19 protein-coding genes are annotated in these 16,440 nt (G+C 70.9%); 13 read left to right on the top strand and 6 right to left on the bottom strand.

What is annotated here, in order from left to right; all coding sequences use genetic code 11:
- The first annotated feature begins 194 nt into the window (after positions 1-194).
- From DLJ59_RS31950 to DLJ59_RS31935, 4 genes are all read left to right on the top strand, one after another.
- Positions 195-629, top strand: a complete 435-nt coding sequence (locus DLJ59_RS31950; protein WP_124777645.1) for a phage holin family protein — start codon at positions 195-197, stop codon at positions 627-629.
- Entirely contained in the window at positions 626-1,000 is a 375-nt protein-coding gene (locus DLJ59_RS31945; protein WP_124777643.1) for a DUF3618 domain-containing protein, read from the top strand. The genes DLJ59_RS31950 and DLJ59_RS31945 overlap by 4 nt, the downstream gene beginning before the upstream one ends.
- Complete coding sequence (locus DLJ59_RS31940; RefSeq protein ID WP_030338235.1) at positions 997-1,269, top strand: DUF4235 domain-containing protein; 273 nt, start codon at positions 997-999, stop codon at positions 1,267-1,269. The genes DLJ59_RS31945 and DLJ59_RS31940 overlap by 4 nt, the downstream gene beginning before the upstream one ends.
- 288 nt (positions 1,270-1,557) lie before the next feature.
- Entirely contained in the window at positions 1,558-1,761 is a 204-nt protein-coding gene (locus DLJ59_RS31935) for a cold-shock protein (RefSeq protein ID WP_030338233.1), read from the top strand.
- 122 nt (positions 1,762-1,883) lie between these two features.
- Here DLJ59_RS31935 and DLJ59_RS31930 read toward each other — a convergent pair whose 3' ends face one another.
- Together DLJ59_RS31930 and DLJ59_RS31925 are read right to left on the bottom strand one after the other, a co-directional pair.
- On the bottom strand, positions 1,884-2,075 hold the full coding sequence (locus DLJ59_RS31930) for a hypothetical protein (protein ID WP_124777641.1): 192 nt from the start codon (positions 2,073-2,075) through the stop codon (positions 1,884-1,886).
- 88 nt (positions 2,076-2,163) lie between these two features.
- On the bottom strand, positions 2,164-3,147 hold the full coding sequence (locus tag DLJ59_RS31925; protein ID WP_124777639.1) for an aldo/keto reductase: 984 nt from the start codon (positions 3,145-3,147) through the stop codon (positions 2,164-2,166).
- An 82-nt stretch (positions 3,148-3,229) separates the two neighbouring features.
- Between DLJ59_RS31925 and DLJ59_RS31920 the strand changes: the two genes are divergently transcribed.
- Positions 3,230-4,024 (top strand): trans-aconitate 2-methyltransferase, encoded by a 795-nt coding sequence (locus tag DLJ59_RS31920; protein WP_124777637.1) that lies wholly within the window; start codon positions 3,230-3,232, stop codon positions 4,022-4,024.
- Positions 4,021-5,043, top strand: a complete 1,023-nt coding sequence (locus DLJ59_RS31915; protein ID WP_124777635.1) for an adenosine deaminase — start codon at positions 4,021-4,023, stop codon at positions 5,041-5,043. Before DLJ59_RS31920 ends, DLJ59_RS31915 begins: the two co-directional genes overlap by 4 nt.
- 253 nt (positions 5,044-5,296) lie before the next feature.
- Here the strand turns inward: DLJ59_RS31915 and DLJ59_RS31910 are convergent, their stop codons facing one another.
- Positions 5,297-6,700 (bottom strand): HAMP domain-containing sensor histidine kinase, encoded by a 1,404-nt coding sequence (locus tag DLJ59_RS31910; RefSeq protein WP_208648905.1) that lies wholly within the window; start codon positions 6,698-6,700, stop codon positions 5,297-5,299.
- Between the two features lie 29 nt (positions 6,701-6,729).
- Positions 6,730-7,419, bottom strand: a complete 690-nt coding sequence (locus DLJ59_RS31905) for a response regulator transcription factor (RefSeq protein WP_091401712.1) — start codon at positions 7,417-7,419, stop codon at positions 6,730-6,732.
- Between the two features lie 73 nt (positions 7,420-7,492).
- Here DLJ59_RS31905 and DLJ59_RS31900 point away from each other — a divergent pair, with 73 nt between their 5' ends.
- Positions 7,493-8,413, top strand: coding sequence for an ADP-ribosylglycohydrolase family protein (locus tag DLJ59_RS31900; protein WP_124777633.1), 921 nt, complete (start codon positions 7,493-7,495; stop codon positions 8,411-8,413).
- A 79-nt stretch (positions 8,414-8,492) separates the two neighbouring features.
- Here DLJ59_RS31900 and DLJ59_RS31895 read toward each other — a convergent pair whose 3' ends face one another.
- Positions 8,493-9,473: a DUF1775 domain-containing protein gene (locus DLJ59_RS31895; protein WP_124777631.1), complete on the bottom strand. Its 981-nt coding sequence runs from the start codon at positions 9,471-9,473 to the stop codon at positions 8,493-8,495.
- Positions 9,474-9,662: 189 nt separating this feature from the next.
- Here DLJ59_RS31895 and thrS point away from each other — a divergent pair, with 189 nt between their 5' ends.
- From thrS to DLJ59_RS31870, 5 genes are all read left to right on the top strand, one after another.
- Entirely contained in the window at positions 9,663-11,672 is a 2,010-nt protein-coding gene (gene thrS, locus DLJ59_RS31890) for a threonine--tRNA ligase (protein ID WP_124777629.1), read from the top strand.
- A gap of 113 nt (positions 11,673-11,785) precedes the next feature.
- On the top strand, positions 11,786-12,685 hold the full coding sequence (locus DLJ59_RS31885) for a hypothetical protein (RefSeq protein ID WP_124777627.1): 900 nt from the start codon (positions 11,786-11,788) through the stop codon (positions 12,683-12,685).
- Positions 12,678-13,316, top strand: a complete 639-nt coding sequence (locus DLJ59_RS31880) for a hypothetical protein (RefSeq protein WP_124777625.1) — start codon at positions 12,678-12,680, stop codon at positions 13,314-13,316. Before DLJ59_RS31885 ends, DLJ59_RS31880 begins: the two co-directional genes overlap by 8 nt.
- 8 nt (positions 13,317-13,324) lie before the next feature.
- The gene (locus DLJ59_RS31875) at positions 13,325-14,071 is read left to right on the top strand and encodes an endonuclease/exonuclease/phosphatase family protein (protein WP_158630933.1); all 747 of its coding nucleotides are present in this window, start codon (positions 13,325-13,327) and stop codon (positions 14,069-14,071) included.
- Positions 14,072-14,235: 164 nt separating this feature from the next.
- Positions 14,236-14,766 (top strand): HIT family protein, encoded by a 531-nt coding sequence (locus tag DLJ59_RS31870; RefSeq protein WP_124777621.1) that lies wholly within the window; start codon positions 14,236-14,238, stop codon positions 14,764-14,766.
- A 49-nt stretch (positions 14,767-14,815) separates the two neighbouring features.
- On the opposite strand, the gene DLJ59_RS31865 is transcribed toward DLJ59_RS31870, so the two are convergent.
- The gene (locus tag DLJ59_RS31865) at positions 14,816-15,298 is read right to left on the bottom strand and encodes a hypothetical protein (RefSeq protein ID WP_244236334.1); all 483 of its coding nucleotides are present in this window, start codon (positions 15,296-15,298) and stop codon (positions 14,816-14,818) included.
- A 99-nt stretch (positions 15,299-15,397) separates the two neighbouring features.
- On the opposite strand from DLJ59_RS31865, the gene DLJ59_RS31860 reads away from it, so the two are divergent.
- A partial coding sequence (locus DLJ59_RS31860) for an aldo/keto reductase (protein ID WP_148096988.1) occupies positions 15,398-16,440 on the top strand: 1,043 nt, incomplete at its 3' end.

Genomic DNA, 16,440 nt, shown 5'->3' with positions numbered 1-16,440 from the left:
GAGGTGGGGTTGGAGGTTTGGTCGGGCTTGCGTGGGGGATGTGCTGCCGGACGTCTCTGGCGTGATCGCGCGGCTGGCCGCGTATCGGCGGCGCGGCGTACTGACAACGGGGACGGTGCGCCGCTTGGCGCGCTTTAGGATTGACGAGCGGCGACTCCGGGCATACAGCGCGGTGATGAGGAAAGGAGGACAGCATGGCTGACGTGGCGAAAGCCCGCACATCCCAGAACGGGAGCGAGCCCTCCACCGCCGAGTTGGTGCAGCGGGCCACCGAGCAGATCTCCCGCCTGGTGCGGGACGAACTGACGCTGGCCCGAGCGGAGTTGACCCAGAAGGGTAAGCACGCGGGCATCGGGATCGGCCTGTTCGGCGGCGGTGGCGCGCTCGCGTTCTTCGGCCTGGGTGCGCTGGTCGCCACGGCGATCCTGTTGCTCGACCTGGTGTTGCCCGCCTGGGCCGCGGCGTTGATCGTCGCGGTGGCCTGCTTCCTGGTGGCCGGCGTCCTCGCCCTGGTGGGCAAGAATCAGGTCAAGCGTGCCGTCCCGCCGGTCCCGGCGGCCACGGTCCGCAGCCTCCGCGCAGACATGGACACCGTCACCGCCGCGGTGAAGGACAGGGGGCGGCAATGACCGGCAACGGGACCGGTGACACGGAGGCCCTCCGCGAGGAGATCCGCCGCACCCGGGTCGAGTTGGGCGAGACGATGGAGGCGTTGGCCGCCAAGGCCGACGTCAAGGCGCGTCTCAAGGAGTCCGCCGAGCAGGCCAAGGAACGGATGCGTGAGCAGGCGGCGCAGACCGTCGCCCGGGTCCGCGGGCAGGCCGCGCGGGGCGCCGGGATGGCGCGGGCGCGAGCGTACGAGAAGGGCGAGTCGGTACGCGCACAGGCGTACGACAAGGGCGAATTGGTGCGCCGCAACCCGATGCCGTGGGCGGCCATCGCGGCCGGTGCGGTGGCCACCGTGGTGGTGTTGATGATCGTGCGGGGGAGGCGTAGGTGAGCAAGAGCATCGGCAGGGTCGCGTACCGGCCGGTCGGCGTGTTGATGGGCATCGCCGCGGGCGCGGTGGCCGGGGCGATCTTCCGGCAGGTCTGGAAGGTCACCGCGGGCGACGGTGAGGCGCCCAACGCGACCGACGAGGACCGTGGCTGGGGCGAGATCCTGGCCGCCGCGGCGTTGCAGGGCGCCATCTTCGCGGTCGTCCGGGCCGCCGTGGACCGGGGCGGCGCGGTCGGCGTACGCCGGATGACCGGCAGTTGGCCGGATTGATCTGACAGCGACTTCAGCCCCCTTCCCGCATCGATGGGAAGGGGGCTTTCGCATGGCATCGCCCGCCGCCCAGCGCCCCTGAGGCATCCGTCAGGTCACATGTCGGAGAAATTCGTCGGAGAGGTCGTGACAGACTTTTTGCGTCCGTGATTTGCTGGTCCCCGCTGTTGCGAGATGGCGTGGGTTGAGAGAAGTCTCCTTCGTGGGGCCGCCTCAGGCACCGCTGCTCAAAAACGGCCAATCGGCCGGACGGCGTGCACGGCCGCCAGTTTTTAGAGGGAGATACACATGGCTCAGGGAACCGTGAAGTGGTTCAACGCTGACAAGGGCTTCGGCTTCATCACCGTCGATGGTGGGGGTGCTGACGTGTTCGTCCACTTCTCGGCCATCCAGACCAGCGGCTACCGCTCGCTGGAGGAGAACCAGCGGGTGGAGTTCGAGATTGCGCAGGGTCAGAAGGGCCCGCAGGCTGAGCAGGTCCGTCCCATCTGAGTAGGACGGCCGGCCCCCGCCGGCCAGCGGGACGATTCGGCCCAAGGGTAACTGTGAAGCCCCGCATCCCGGTTGGGATGCGGGGCTTCACACGTGCTCAGGTTCCCCAGTGGAGCCGGCGCTCAGCGTCGACGCGAGCGCAGACCGAGCCAGAGCACCACCAGCCCGGCCAGCGCCACGAGCGGGCCGATCACCGCCCAGATCTTCTCGTCGGTCATCACGCTGCCGCTGACGTAGCCGAGGCCCTGGACCGTCCACACCGCGCCGATCACCACGGCCAGCAGGCCGAGGGTGAGCGGAAGCCAGCCCCTCATCGCGTCCCCTCTCCGCCGCCCGGGGTGGCGCCCCGCCGTCCAGCATCGCCGGCCGGACGGCGCGCCGCGAGCACCCCGGGCGTGCGGGTCACCACCGGTCGTGCACCTGCGGGCGGATCAGCTCGTCGTAGGTCTCGCGTACGGCTGCCAACTGAGCGTCGGTGAGCGGCGACAGGTCCGCCGTGGCGGCGTTGCGGCGGGCCTGGTCAGCGTCGCGGGCACCGGGGATGACCACTGTGACGCCCGCCTGGTCCAGGACCCAGCGCAACGCGAACTGCGCCATCGTGCGGTCCGCGTCGACCAGCGGGGCCAGCCGGCGTACGGCGGCCAGACCCCTGTCGAAGTCGACTCCGGAGAAGGTCTCCCCGACGTCGAAGGCCGTACCGGTCCGGTTGTAGTTGCGGTGGTCGTCGGCGGGGAACTCGGTGTGCTCGTCGTAGCGGCCGGAGAGCAGGCCGCTGGCGAGCGGTACGCGGGCGATGATGCCGACACCGGCCGCCGCCGCGGCCGGCAGCACCTGCTCCAGGGGCTTGTGGCGGACCGCGTTGAGGATGATCTGGACGCTCGCCACCCCCGGGCGGGCGATTGCGGTGAGGGCCTGGTCGCAGGTCTCGACGCTGACCCCGTACCCGGCGATGGCCTTCTCGGCGACGAGGGTGTCCAGGCCGTCGAAGACCTCGTCGGAGGAGAATACCGCGGTGGGCGGGCAGTGCAGCTGGACCAGGTCCAGGGTGTCCATTCCCAGGTTGGCCCGGGAGCGGTCGGTCCACTGCCGGAAGTTGGCCAGGGTGTACGCCTCCGGCCGCTGCTCGACGCGGCGGCCCATCTTGGTGGCGACGGTCAGCCCGGCGTCGGGTCGGGTGCGTAGGAAGCGGCCGATGAGCTGTTCGCTGCGGCCGTCGCCGTACACGTCGGCAGTGTCGAGGAAGGTGACCCCGGCGTCCACGGCGGCGGCGAGCACCGCCATCGCGTCGTCCTCGCTGACGGTGCCCCAGTCGGCCCCGAGTTGCCACGCGCCCAGGCCGACCGCGCCAACGGTCCGGCCGAGCCGGTTGAAGCTGCGCTGTTCCATGCCCCGAGCCTAGTGATCGGGTTGCCTCCCTGCCACGCGAGCCGTACCGTAACAGTACGTACGTACGGTTTGGGGGCCGATCATGTGGGATCCGACGAGCTACCTGCGCTTCGGCGACCAGCGGTCCCGGCCGTTTCACGACCTCGTCGCCCGCATCCCGGCCGAGCGACCCCGGGCGGTGGTCGACCTCGGCTGCGGCCCCGGCCAGCTCACCGCCGCCCTCGCCGAGCGCTGGCCGACCAGCCGGGTGCTCGGCCTCGACTCCTCACCCGACATGATCGAGCGGGCCGAGACCCTCGGCGCTCCGGTCGATTTCACGGTCGCCGACCTACGCGACTGGCGTCCGACCGGCGACGAGGACGTGCTGGTCAGCAACGCGGCGCTGCAGTGGGTCCCCGGCCACCAGGAGCTGCTGCGCCGCTGGGCCGGCGAGCTGCCCACCGCTGCCTGGCTCGCCATCCAGGTCCCCGGCAACTTCGCCGCCGACTCGCATCGCGCCCTGCGGGAGGTCGCCAACCGGCCGACCTGGCGGGCCGACATCGCCCCGCTGCTGCGCGCCGACCCGGTCGACGACCCGGCCGACTACGCGGCGCTGCTGACCGCCGCCGGCTGCGCGGTGGACGCCTGGGAGACTACCTACGTGCACCTGCTGCCGGCTCGACCCGCCGCCGCACACCCGGTGCTGGCCTGGATGGAGGGCACCGCGCTGCGCCCGGTCCGGGCCGCACTGGACGCCGCCGGCTGGTCCGCCTTCCGGGCCGAGCTGGGAGTACGGCTCACCGCGGCGTACCCGGTACGGCAGGGTCAGGTGTACTTCCCGTTCCGCCGCGTCTTCGTCGTCGCCCGCACCGGCGACCATGCCCAGGAGAACCTGTGACCGACCTGCCCACCTTCATCGCCGGCCTGCCCAAGGTGGAGCTGCACGTGCACCACGTCGGCTCCGCCTCGCCCCGGATCGTCGCCGAGTTGGCCGCCCGCCACGAGGGGCGCACCCCCGTGCCGGCCGACCCGGACGCGCTGGCCGCCTACTTCGAGTTCCGCGACTTCGCGCACTTCATCGAGGTCTACCTGAGCGTCGTGGACCTCATCCGCGACCCCGAGGACGTCTGGATCCTCACCCACGAGGTGGCCCGGGAGCTGGCCCGCCAACAGGTCCGGTACGCGGAGCTGACCATCACCCCGTACTCGCACGTCCGACGGGGCATCCCCGCGCCGGCGTTCTGCGAGGCCATCGAGGACGCCCGCAAGCGCGCCATGGCCGACTTCGGCATCGAGCTGCACTGGTGCTTCGACATCCCCGGTGAGGCCGGCCTGCCGGCGGCCGAGGAGACGCTGCGCATCGCGCTGGACGAGCGCCCGGACGGGCTGGTCAGTTTCGGCCTCGGCGGCCCGGAGATCGGCGTACCCCGGCCGCAGTTCCGCCCCTACTTCGACCAGGCCCGCGCCGCCGGGCTGCGCTCGGTGCCGCACGCCGGGGAGACCACCGGGCCGCAGACCATCTGGGACGCGCTGAACGAGCTGGGCGCCGAACGGATCGGGCACGGCATCTCCGCCGTGCAGGACCCGCAACTGCTGGAGTACCTGGCCGAGCGGCAGATCGGCATGGAGGTCTGCCCGACGTCCAACGTGCGCACCCGAGCGGTGGCCACCCTCGACGAGCACCCGCTGCCCCGACTGGTCGAGGCCGGGCTGCTGGTCACCATCAACTCCGACGACCCGCCGATGTTCGGCACCACCCTCAACGACGAGTACGCGGTGGCAGCCCGCCTGCTCGGGATCGGTGCCGAGGGCCTGGCCGGGCTGGCCCGCAACGCGGTGACCGCGTCCTTCCTCGACCCCGCCGGCAAGCAGCGGATCCTCGGCGAGATCGACGCGTACCTCACCGCCGCCGGCTGAGCTGGTCGGCCGCTCGGTTGCCGGCCGAGCCGGTCGGTCGAGCAGGGCGCGCGGCGGGAGCGTGGGTGTGGGGGGACCTGTGGCTCCCGCCGCGCGCGCGGCTCCACCGGCCGTGGGTGCGTGGTGCGTTCGGCCGGTAGAACTGGTGGGTTCGTGCTGTGATCCTGTCAGCCCGCAGCCGGTCCACGGCGGTCGTTAACCGCGATCTAAGGAAGACTTGCGCCGGCGCACAGCCCCGGGTGTGGCGGCCGGGTCAGTCGTCGGTGGGACGCTGGCGGGGCCAGCGACGTCCGCTGGTCTTCGTGTCCCGGGCGTCGCGGGCCATCCGGCCGACCAGACCGAAGCGGCTGACCTGCCGCGGCGTCGCCTCCGGGTCGGCGAGCAGCATCACCACGCTGGCCCCGCCCAGGCGGGCGCGGTCGATGCTCACCGAGCCGTTGGCCTGCAACGCCACCCGCTTGGCGATGTCCAGGCCCAGCCCGGTCGAGCCCTGGTCACTGGTGCCCCGGCGCAGCGCCCGGTCCGGGTTGGCGATGCCGGGGCCGGCGTCGTCGATCCGGATCGCCACGTAACCGTCGCGCCGGGACACGGCCACCTCGAACGCGGTGCCCTGCGGCGTGTAGCGGAAGACGTTGCCGATCACCGCGTCCAGCGCGGCGGCCAGCTCGGCCCGCGGCACCGGCGCCGGGATGCGCAGCTGCGCGCCATTGACCCGGTGGGGCCGGTTCTGGTCACCCGCCAACGCCGCCCAGAACACCATCCGGTCCCGGACCACCTCGCTGACGTCACACATCGCCGGCCCGGCCTCGTGCGCCACCGCCTTACGGGTGGTCTTGATCAATACGTCGATCTCACCCTCCAGGGTGACGATCGCCTGCCGGATCCGCCGGATCCCGCGCAGCCGGTCCAACTCGGCCGGGCTGAACGAGCCCACGCTGGTGTCGTCGGACTCCAACGCCTCCGCGTCCAACCGCAGCACCGTCAACGGGGTCCGCAGACGGTGCGACAGGTCGGCCACCAACTCCCGCTCGTCGGTGCGGGCGGCGTCCAGCCGGTCCGCCATCCGGTTGAAGGCGTACCCGGCCTCGGCCAGCTCGCGGGGACCGGTCGGCTCGACGCGTACGCCGAGGTCGCCGTCGCCGATGGAGAGCGCGGCCTTGACCAGACCGCGGGTCGAGTCCACCGCACGGGCAGCGACCCGGTCGACCACCAGCACCGCCGCGCCGACCATCGCCGCACCGACCGCGAACAGCAGCAACCAGGTGCCCCCGGCGCCCCCGCCCAGTGCGGATTCCGGAAGGAACACCTCGACCACGGCCGTCCGGTCACCGAGGACCACCGGGTCGAGTCGGACCAACCCGCCGTCGACGTCGACAACGAACGACTGCCGCTCGGAGCGGGCCCGGTCCAGGTCGCCGCCGCTGGCCCGACCAGCGGACTCGTCCAGCCCCAACCCGTGCACCACGGGCCGGGTGGGTGCGCCCTCGGCGCTGGCCACGACGGCACGCTCGACGACCACCGGGTCGGTGCTCACCGCCAGCGCGCCGGTCACCAGCGCGCTGCGCCGCGCCGCGTCGGCGATCGCCTCGTCCCGGCGCTGCTCCCGGAGGCTGAGCCCGAGCGGGATCAGGAACGCGAGCGCCACGAGACTGCACATGCCGGCCGTGAGCAGGGCCAGCGCCGTCCTCAGTCCGGTGCCACCAGCCGGAATCCGACCCCCCGCACGGTGCGCAGGTAGCGCGGCTTCGCCGCGGACTCGCCCATCTTTCTGCGGAGCCAGTACAGGTGAACGTCGATGGTCTGATCCTCGCCGACCGATGGCTGCCGCCATACCTCCTCCAAGAGTTCCCGGCGGGACACTACCCGCCCAGGTCGTGCGGCGAGATACGCCAACAGGTCGAATTCCTTGCGGGTCAGCGCCAGCGGCTCCCCGTCGAGTTGGGCGCTGCGTTCGCCCACGTCCACCCGCAGCCCACCGACACTGTGCACCGCGGGCTGCACGGACCGACTGGCCCGTCCGGCCCGGCGCAGCACCGTGGTGATCCGCGCGTCCAGGTGCGCCCCGGTGAACGGCTTGACCATGTAGTCGTCGGCGCCGGCGCGCAGCAGCTTCACCACCGACTGCTCGTCGTCGCGGGCGGTGGCGATGATGATCGGAACGTCGGTGATGCCGCGCAGCATCCGCAGCGCGTCCGAGCCGTCCAGGTCGGGCAGGCCGAGGTCGAGCACCACCAGGTCGGGTGTCTCCGCGGCCACCCGACGAAGCGCGTCCAACGCCGTACCCACGGCGTGCACGGCATGCCCCCGGTCGGTGAGGGACCGCAGCATCGCGCCGCGTACGACGTGATCGTCTTCGACCAGGAGCACGGAGGCCACGACAAGACCGTACTTGGCCTGGCAAGTTGATCGCGTTGCGACGTGCCTGGCGACCGGGCAAGCTGGTACGACGATGTCGTTCACCCTGTTCGCCGATGCCCGCCTGGCGCTCGCCCGGGACAGCCTCGCCGGTCTCTCCACCGGCGACGCCCTCGGCGCGCAGTACTTCCTGCCCGGGTCCGCGTCGGTGGATTTCGCCGCCGCCGCGCTGCCGCCAGCGCCCTGGGAATGGACCGACGACACCGAGATGGCCTGCTCGGTCCTCGCCCAGTTGGCCGACTCCGGCGGCATCGACCGGGACCGGCTGGCCCTCTCCTTCGCCGAGCGGGCCGCCGCGCGCCGAGGCTACGGCGCGGGCGCGATGCTGATCCTGGGGCTGATCCGCACCGGCACCCCGTGGCCGTTGGCCGCCGCCTCGGCCTTCGACGGGCAGGGCTCCTGCGGCAACGGCGCGGCGATGCGGGTCGGCCCGCTGGGCGCGTACTTCGCCGACTCGACAGCGCGGGCCGCCGCGCAGGCCCGCGCCAGCGCCGAGGTGACGCACGCGCACCCGGAGGGAATCGCCGGCGCGGTCGCCGTCGCCGTCGCCGCCGCGCTGGCCGCCCGGGCCCGCCTCGACGGACACCGGCCGACACCGGAGCGGCTGCTCGCCGGGATCGGTGCCGCGCTCGACCCGGGCACCGAGGTACATCGGGGCGTACACCGGGCGGCCGGGCTGCTCGGCCGGCCACTGCCCCGGGTGGTGGCGGCGCTCGGCAACGGCTCCCGGGTGACCGCCCAGGACACCGTCGGCTTCACCCTCTGGGTGGCCGCCACCCACCTCGACGACTACCCGGCGGCCATCGAGACGTGCGTACGGGCCGGTGGAGACGTGGACACCACTGCCGCCATCGCGGGAGCGGTGGTGGCGGCGCACACCGGCGTCGGCACCCCGGGCGGGGTGCCCGAGGAGTGGCTGGCCGCCCGCGAGCCGCTACCGACCTGGCTTCCCTGACGCCGAGGCCGAGTGGATCACCGCCAAATCGGGCTGTCCGGGCGGTCGGGATGCCACGGTTTCCGGGAACCCGAGTGGATCATCGCGATGCCCCGGAAACGGCGGGCGTCGAAGGGGCGGGCTGCGGGTCGGCGAGCGTCGTGGCGTCGTCCGCGCCGCCACGTGTCGCGGCCGGCTCTGCGCGGCCGGTTATTTCGGCCAGGGTCGCGGCCTCGTCGCGCTTCGTGCCCTGGTCCGGGTCGCCGGTGACCTCGGCGAGCGCGGTGGCCTCGTCCGGGCCGCGTCGGCGCCACCGGCTGACCAGCCAGCCGATTGCCGCGCCGCCGCCCAACCCGGCCAGCAGGCCGGCGGCCAGCATCCCGTCGGCGTTGCCGGACTCCTCGCCGGCGCCACCCGCGCGGGCGGCCGGGTTGCCGTCGACGCCGCCGCCCGGGTTGCCGTCGGCACCGTTGCCCCCAGCGGCTGGCGCGCCGGCCGCTGGGGCGCCGTGACCGCCACCGTGTGCGGCCGGTCCGGCGGCGCCCGGGGCCGCTGGGAGCAGGGTGAGCGTCGGGGCCCGGTGGGCGCCGGCGGCGTCCGCCCACCGGACCACCGTCCCGTCGGCGTACGTCTGGACGACCTCGAAGGTGAGCCGCTCGGTCTGCGGCATCGGCCCCATGGAGAGCGCCAACCGGGCCGGCCCGGGCTCGCTCTCACCGACCCGGACCCAGGTCACCGCCGTCGTCACCGTGCTCACCCCGGAGGAGTGGATACCGGCCACCGGCTTGTCCAGGGTGCGGGAGCTGATCCGGGGCGCCCAGCCGTCCACCGACATGGGGTAGACCTCGGCGACCGGCGCGTCGGCCGGCAGCCGCACCTCGATCTGGCTGGTCTTCGTGCCGGCCCGCTCCTGCGGGACGCTGAACTCCAGCCGTACCGCGTCGCCCTGTTGGGCCTGGGTCGGGGTGATCGTCACGTCCGCCGCGTACGCCGTGCCCGGCCAGAGCAGCAGCCCAGCGGCGGTCACCGCGGTCGCCACCACGATCCGCCGCCGCCGGCCACCGCCGTGCGTGCTCGCCATCTCGTGCCCCCATCCGTGTCGACGCGGCCGGCACCGGTTCCCGGCCACACCTTCTAGTTCGGCTGCGAGGCGCGAAAGGTTCAACGCCGACGATAAGGAAGGTGCCGTTCCCGGTCGGGGACGGGGCGACCGATAGCATCGGCAGGAGCCGAGGATCGGCACCGTTTCGTACCGCTTGGAGGAGTCACCGTGTCCGCACCCCGTACCCCCGCCGTGGCCGACCCCGTCGTCGTCGCCGCCGGGACCACGGCGGCCGACGCGGTGGCCGCGGCCGGACTGCCCGCGAACGGCCCCAAGGCGATCGTCGTGGTCCGCGACCCGCAGGGCCAGCTGCGCGACCTGGACTGGACGCCGGCCGAGGAGACCGTCGTCGAGCCGGTCAGCCTGGATTCGCCCGACGGGCTCAACGTGCTGCGCCACTCCACCGCGCACGTCCTCGCCCAGGCCGTGCAGGACGTCTTCCCCGAGGCGAAGCTGGGCATCGGCCCGCCCATCGAGAACGGCTTCTACTACGACTTCGACGTCGACAAGCCGTTCCAGCCCGATGACCTCAGCAAGCTCGAGAAGCGCATGCAGGAGATCATCAAGTCCGGGCAGCGGTTCCGTCGCCGCCGCTTCGGCAGCCTGGACGAGGCGCGCTCCGAGCTGGCCGACGAGCCGTTCAAGCTGGAGTTGATCGAGGTCAAGGGCGAGGGCCTGGACACCAACGAGGTGATGGAGGTGGGCGGCGGCGAGCTGACCATCTACGACAACCTCGACGCCAAGGAGGACAAGGTCTGCTGGTCGGACCTGTGTCGCGGTCCGCACCTGCCGACCACCCGGTTGATCGGCGCGTTCAAGCTGATGCGCTCCGCCGCCGCGTACTGGCGGGGGTCGGAGAAGAACCCCCAGTTGCAGCGGGTGTACGGCACCGCGTGGCCGACCCGCGACGAGCTCAAGGCGTACCTGAAGCTGTTGGAGGAGGCCGCCCGGCGCGACCACCGCAAGCTCGGCGCGGACCTCGACCTGTTCAGCTTCCCCGACGAGATCGGCTCGGGTCTCGCGGTCTTCCACCCCAAGGGCGGCATCATCCGCCGGGAGATGGAGAACTACTCGCGCCAGCGGCACGAGGCGGCGGGGTACGAGTTCGTCAACACCCCGCACATCACCAAGGCGCAGCTGTTCCAGACCTCCGGTCACCTGCCGTACTACGCGGACACCATGTTCCCGCCCATGCAGTTGGAGGGCGCGGACTACTACCTCAAGGCGATGAACTGCCCGATGCACAACCTGATCTTCAGGTCGCGCGGGCGGTCGTACCGGGAGCTGCCGCTGCGCATGTTCGAGTTCGGCACGGTCTACCGGTACGAGAAGTCCGGTGTGGTGCACGGCCTGACCCGGGTCCGTGGTCTGACCCAGGACGACTCGCACATCTACTGCGCCCGCGAGCAGATGGCCGGCGAGCTGTCCACGCTGCTCAGCTTCGTGCTGGACCTGTTGCGCGACTACGGCCTGGACGACTTCTACCTGGAGCTGTCGACCCGGGACGACTCGCCCAAGTTCATCGGCGCCGACGAGGACTGGGCGGAGGCCACCGAGGCGCTGCGGACCGCCGCCGCGACGTCCGGCCTGGAGCTGGTGCCCGACCCGGGTGGCGCGGCGTTCTACGGCCCGAAGATCTCCGTGCAGGCCCGTGACGCGATCGGCCGGACCTGGCAGATGTCCACCATCCAGGTCGACTTCAACCAGCCGGAGCGGTTCGGGTTGGAGTACCAGGCCGCCGACGGTAGCCGGCAGCGGCCCGTGATGATCCACCGGGCGCTGTTCGGGTCGATCGAGCGGTTCTTCGGGGTGCTCACCGAGCACTACGCGGGTGCGTTCCCGGCCTGGCTGGCGCCGGTGCAGGTGGTGGGCATCCCGATCCGCGAGGACCACACCGACTATCTGCACGGCTTCGTCGCCGCGCTGCGCGCCGAGGGTATCCGGGCCCAGGTGGACGCGGGTGACGACCGGATGCAGAAGAAGATCCGTACGGCTCAGCAGCAGAAGATCCCGTTCATGGTGATCGCCGGTGACGACGACGTGGCCGCCGGCACGGTCTCCTTCCGCTACCGCGACGGCTCCCAGCGCAACGGGGTGTCGATCGCCGAGGCGGTGACCCACGTGCTGGACGTGGTCAGCTCGCGGACCAACATCGGCCCCTCCGCCGCCGCGGAGTAGCGGGCCGCGGCACCGCGGCTGCTCGACCCTTGACGTCGTGGCCTGCCCGTACGGGCAGGCCACGACGTCAAGGGTCTTCCATTCATTCGCCGGCGACCGGTAGCCTCTTCGATGTGAGGCTGCCCGAGAGTAAATATCTCCGTCGAGCGCTATTCGGGATTGCTGCTCTCTGTCTCCTTCTTCTCGCGGTCATCCAATACCTTCTTCTGCCGGCAGATGGAAACAGAGCTGACAACCTCAAGGCGGTCGGCGCCAATGTCGTCGCCAATCTGCTGACCTCCTTGATCGCGTTCCTCGTCGTCGCCGGAGTTGTACTGTGGCTCATGCCCCCCGTTCCGGACAGCCGTGAGGTAAAGGTTGTCAGCGGGCGGGATCGGGCAGCTACCCTCGACGAGGGCAGGCGATCGACGACTTTCTGGTGGTTCAGCGGCGGCCTGGGTAGGTTCAATCGAGCCGTTGTGATTCCCGAGATGGCGGCTGCGGCGAGACGATCGAACTCCGCTCGCTCCATAGTGCTCCTCACCCTGGATCCGGATTCCTCCGCAGTTTGTGCGACCTACGCGGAGCTGCGCGGCGCGAGGCGCTCCGGGCGAGGGCAGGAATGGACAGAAGCCTCCGTCCGGAGTGAGATCCTGGCTACGGTGTTGGTTGCCTTTCAGGGGCGCGACCGCGAGCCTCTGCTCGAGGTGGAGGTTCGCTTCAAGCAAACCTGTTCGTTGACCCGCCTTGAGATCAATGAGTCTTTCGCAATTCGCACGTCGGAAGATCCGGCTGAGTCCGCGCTCGTCTTTCCCAGGGCAGTTCCTTTCTACTCTCTGATGCAGGAAGACTTTCGTCTGGACCGCAAGCAGGCGCGTGGCATACAAACGACTCCGCTTCCTGCGAATCTCGACGCGGCACCGCTCCGAAGCTGGTTCGTCCAGATCGGCATAGGTTGCGCCCAGGGGATGTCGGACTCGGAAATTCAAGAAGTGGTCGAGGTCGCCGCTAGCAGTAGGAGTCCCTATGAATGAGGCTACGGAATTTGCGAGGCACCTGTTCTCGTCGACCGGCGAGCCACCGTTCGACGACGTGTTGAATGGCCTTCGGGAAGTCGGAGTTGACCGGCTGGTCGAGCCAGGGCGAATGCATCGTCACGTGTTGGGTTTCGTTCAGCTCAGGCTCGCCACGTCGGCGAGCAGGGAACTGCGGATACACCACTGGCCAGCTGGGGCCTCCTTCGCCGAAGAGCCGCACACACACCTCTGGGATCTGACCAGCTATGTCCTGAGCGGCGAGATCGCCAGCACGGAATATGCCGTGCGACAGACGTCTGACGAAAGCCCGCACCGGCTCTTCGTGGTGAAGCCGGCACCCGCCGGAACCGTTCGGGAGCCCACGCGCCAGCAGGTCAGCGTCTCAATTGTCAAGCGGGAGTCCCATGGCGCCGGTTCCAGCTATTTCGTGAAGCACGGGGTCTATCACACGTCCGAGCCCTCCTCGACTAGCGCACTCACGCTGATTACGACATCCGCCCCCATGGTCGACTATCCGCTTGTGGTGGCAACGCCGCAATCGAGTCGGCTGGGCCATGCCCCCATGGCCCCGCCGACGAGCCAAGAAATAGACGAGTTCCGGAGAGCGCTGTGGCAGGCAATCGAATGACCCTTCGAGTGGCAACATGGAACATTCGGGAGGCGTCAGCCGCGGCTTCCGATGATCCGTTCGATCCTTGGGAATTCGTGAAGGATCTGAACCTGGACGTCCTTGCCATGCAAGAGGTGCCATTCGACGATGGGCGCAGTTCCAAGGTGCTGGCGGCGATGCGTTCCCTGGCCGGCCTTCGGTCTGCCAGTGCGCTGCCACTGCATCCATCGGGATTCGGCGCGTCGATGTCGGGCCTGGCAACGCTTGCCCGCCACCCGCAGTCCGAGCCAACCAACAGCTTCTTCGACCCCGAAGGTCAGGCGATCGTTGTTGACGGTCGATTGGAGAATGTGCACAACAAGGCGATCAGCCGCGTCACCTGTTTCACCCCACTCGGCGCGGTCGTGCTGTTCAATCTCCACCTCTTTCCCTTCCAGCGCATGGGGTTGGCGGCCTCGCACGAACGTTTCGAATCTGTCTGGCGGATGGTGCGAGGTCAGTTGGAAGCCTCGAAGGACCTGCCCACCGTGGTGTTCGGAGACTTCAACACTCCGATCCGTGAACTCGCGATGGCGCCCGAGGCCAGTTACTCGCGGGTCGTCGGCGACCGGGTCACCCACGAAGGCTTCGCCTCCGACGACATCCTGATCTCACGGCACTTCCGGGCTCGACGGGTGGAGCTCTTGGAGAATCCGTCCGATCATCTGCTGTGCTTCGCTGAGCTTGAGATGCCCGGGCAGCCCGGCGGTGAGCAAGCCGACAGCCAGGGGTGACTCCTACCCGTCCCGCCGCCGATGTGGGCGTCTGCCGCCGGGCGGGGGGAGGGCTAACCTGGTGCGAGATCAGTCTTGCCGCCCTGAGCTGGCTCAGCGGCACGTGGAGCGCCGCAGTTCGAGGAAGCATCGACTGCCGAGCTGAAAGTGTTGGTGACCAGGAGATGGTGCGCGACAACGGGTTGGCGGACGGGCTGGAACGGCTCTGGACGCCACACCGGATGGGCTACGTCTCGGGCGGGGATCGGCCCGAGGGCACCATCGAGAAGCCCCCCGGTTGCCCGTTCTGCCGAGCCCCTGGCCTGCCGCCCGACGAGGATCTCGTCGTCGCGCGGGGCGTGCACGTCTTCGCGATGCTCAACCTCTACCCATACAACCCGGGGCACCTCCTGATCTGCCCCTACCGGCACGTCGCTGACTACACGGACCTCAACACGTCCGAGACCAGCGAGCTGGCGACCTTCACCCAGGACGCGATGCGCGTCATCCGCCACGTCTCCAACGCCCACGGCTTCAACTTGGGGATGAATCAGGGCGGGGTGGCCGGAGCCGGCATCGCCGCCCACCTGCATCAGCACGTCGTGCCCAGATGGGGCGGGGACGCCAACTTCATGCCGGTGATCGCCCGGACGAACGTGCTGCCGCAACTGCTCGCCGACACCCGGGACCTGCTTGCCAAGGCGTGGCCCGCCTGACCGCCGCGGGGGTGCGGCCTCCGTTGGGTGGGCGTCCGCGCCGGCCCGGCTAGTCGGCCCGCAGCAGCGAGGTCAGCTCCGGCCAGCTCTCCACCCGGTGTACGTGCGGCAGCAGCGCGGCGTACGCGGCGACCTGCGCCGGACGCGGCCGGAACAGGTAGCGGTGCGGCACCGAGTCGAGATAGCCGAGCACCTCCAGCTTGTCGTCCACGAAGTGGGTCAGGCCGAGCCGTCGAGCGATCGGCGCCTTCCCTGGCCGGGTGCGGCAGAAGTGCGCCCGCTCGACCGGGATGCCGGTGCGGGCCGGAAAGTCGTGGTGGGCCAACCACTCCCTGGTCCGCCGCTCGGTGTCCGGCCCGCACTTGGACACCAGGTGCACCTCGTCGAACGCCGGGCCGAGCGCCGCGAGCGCGTCGAACGCCCCGACGACGGCCGGGGTACGCAGGTAGTGCGCGCCGAAGAACGACGTGTCGGCGTCGTCGTCGGCCGGCTCGATGATCACTCCGCCGATGTCCACGCCGAGCCGTCGCATGGCCTCGATCATGCCGGACGGTGACCGTCTCCGCGCACCCGCGTGTCCGCCCGCCGGATCTGCTACGCCCCGCTCCGCCGGAGGTGGCACGATCGGCCGATGGCAGTCACGACACGGATGTTGGGGCGCAGCGGCATCGAGGTCAGCGCCCTCGGCATGGGGTGCTGGGCGATCGGCGGGCCCTGGTCGGAGGGCACCCAGCCGCTGGGCTGGGGCAAGGTCGACGACGACGAGTCGGTGCGAGCCGTCCGTCGGGCACTGGAGGAGGGCATCACCCTCTTCGACACCGCCGACACGTACGGGGCTGGGCACAGTGAGCGGGTGCTGGCTCGGGCGCTCGCCGGCCGCCGCGACGACGCCGTGATCGCCACCAAGTGGGGCTACACGTTCGACGAGGCGAGCCGGCAGGCCACCGGGGAGGACGCGTCACCCGCGTACCTGCGCAGTGCCGTGATCGCCTCGCTGCGCCGGTTGAACACCGACCACATCGACCTCTACCAGCTGCATCTGGCCGACCTGTCGGTGCCGAGGGCGCAGGCGCTGATCGGGACCTGCGAGGACCTGGTGACCGAGGGCCTGATCCGGGCGTACGGGTGGAGCACCGACCGCCCCGACCGGGCCGCCGCGTTCGGGCAGGCCGCCGCCGGTGCAACCGCCGTGCAGCACGCCCTGTCGGTGCTGCGCGACGCCCCCGAGCTGCTGGCCGTCTGCGACAAGTACGACCTGGCCAGCATCAACCAGGGGCCACTGGGGATGGGCCTGCTCACCGGCAAGTACACCGCTTCGTCGACGCTGCCCCGCGACGACGTACGGGGGTTGGCGCCGGCCTGGCTGGGGTGGTTCCGGGGTGGCCGTCCGGCGCCGGAGTGGCTGCGCCGGGTCGGCGCGGTCCGTGCCGCGCTCACCGCCGACGGGCGCACCCTCGCCCAGGGCGCGCTGGGGTGGATCTGGGCGCGCAGCGGGCGCACCATCCCGATCCCGGGCTGCCGTACGGTCGCCCAGGTCGAGGAGAACGCCGCCGCCCTGCACCGGGGCCCGCTGCCGGTCGACCAGTTCGCCGAGGTGGAGCGTCAGCTGGCCGCCCTGCGCACCGCCGCCCTGCGCGACGCCGACCGCCCCCACTGGCCCCGCCCCACCCACCC

Source organism: Micromonospora inaquosa, from assembly GCF_003857055.1.
GTDB lineage: Bacteria > Actinomycetota > Actinomycetes > Mycobacteriales > Micromonosporaceae > Micromonospora > Micromonospora inaquosa.
Note: the sequence above shows the minus strand (reverse complement) of the source record. Positions and strands in the feature narration are given on the sequence as shown.

Excerpts from the sequence above, each read along its gene's own strand:
- DLJ59_RS31950 (WP_124777645.1), top strand. The coding sequence starts at position 195 with ATGGCTGACGTGGCGAAAGCCCGCACATCCCAGAACGGGAGCGAGCCC.
- DLJ59_RS31945 (WP_124777643.1), top strand. The coding sequence starts at position 626 with ATGACCGGCAACGGGACCGGTGACACGGAGGCCCTCCGCGAGGAGATC.
- DLJ59_RS31935 (WP_030338233.1), top strand. The coding sequence starts at position 1,558 with ATGGCTCAGGGAACCGTGAAGTGGTTCAACGCTGACAAGGGCTTCGGC.
- DLJ59_RS31930 (WP_124777641.1), bottom strand. The coding sequence starts at position 2,075 with ATGAGGGGCTGGCTTCCGCTCACCCTCGGCCTGCTGGCCGTGGTGATC.
- DLJ59_RS31925 (WP_124777639.1), bottom strand. The coding sequence starts at position 3,147 with ATGGAACAGCGCAGCTTCAACCGGCTCGGCCGGACCGTTGGCGCGGTC.
- DLJ59_RS31920 (WP_124777637.1), top strand. The coding sequence starts at position 3,230 with ATGTGGGATCCGACGAGCTACCTGCGCTTCGGCGACCAGCGGTCCCGG.
- DLJ59_RS31910 (WP_208648905.1), bottom strand. The coding sequence starts at position 6,700 with ATGTGCAGTCTCGTGGCGCTCGCGTTCCTGATCCCGCTCGGGCTCAGC.
- DLJ59_RS31900 (WP_124777633.1), top strand. The coding sequence starts at position 7,493 with ATGTCGTTCACCCTGTTCGCCGATGCCCGCCTGGCGCTCGCCCGGGAC.
- DLJ59_RS31895 (WP_124777631.1), bottom strand. The coding sequence starts at position 9,473 with ATGGCGAGCACGCACGGCGGTGGCCGGCGGCGGCGGATCGTGGTGGCG.
- DLJ59_RS31880 (WP_124777625.1), top strand. The coding sequence starts at position 12,678 with ATGAATGAGGCTACGGAATTTGCGAGGCACCTGTTCTCGTCGACCGGC.
- DLJ59_RS31870 (WP_124777621.1), top strand. The coding sequence starts at position 14,236 with ATGGTGCGCGACAACGGGTTGGCGGACGGGCTGGAACGGCTCTGGACG.
- DLJ59_RS31865 (WP_244236334.1), bottom strand. The coding sequence starts at position 15,298 with ATGCGACGGCTCGGCGTGGACATCGGCGGAGTGATCATCGAGCCGGCC.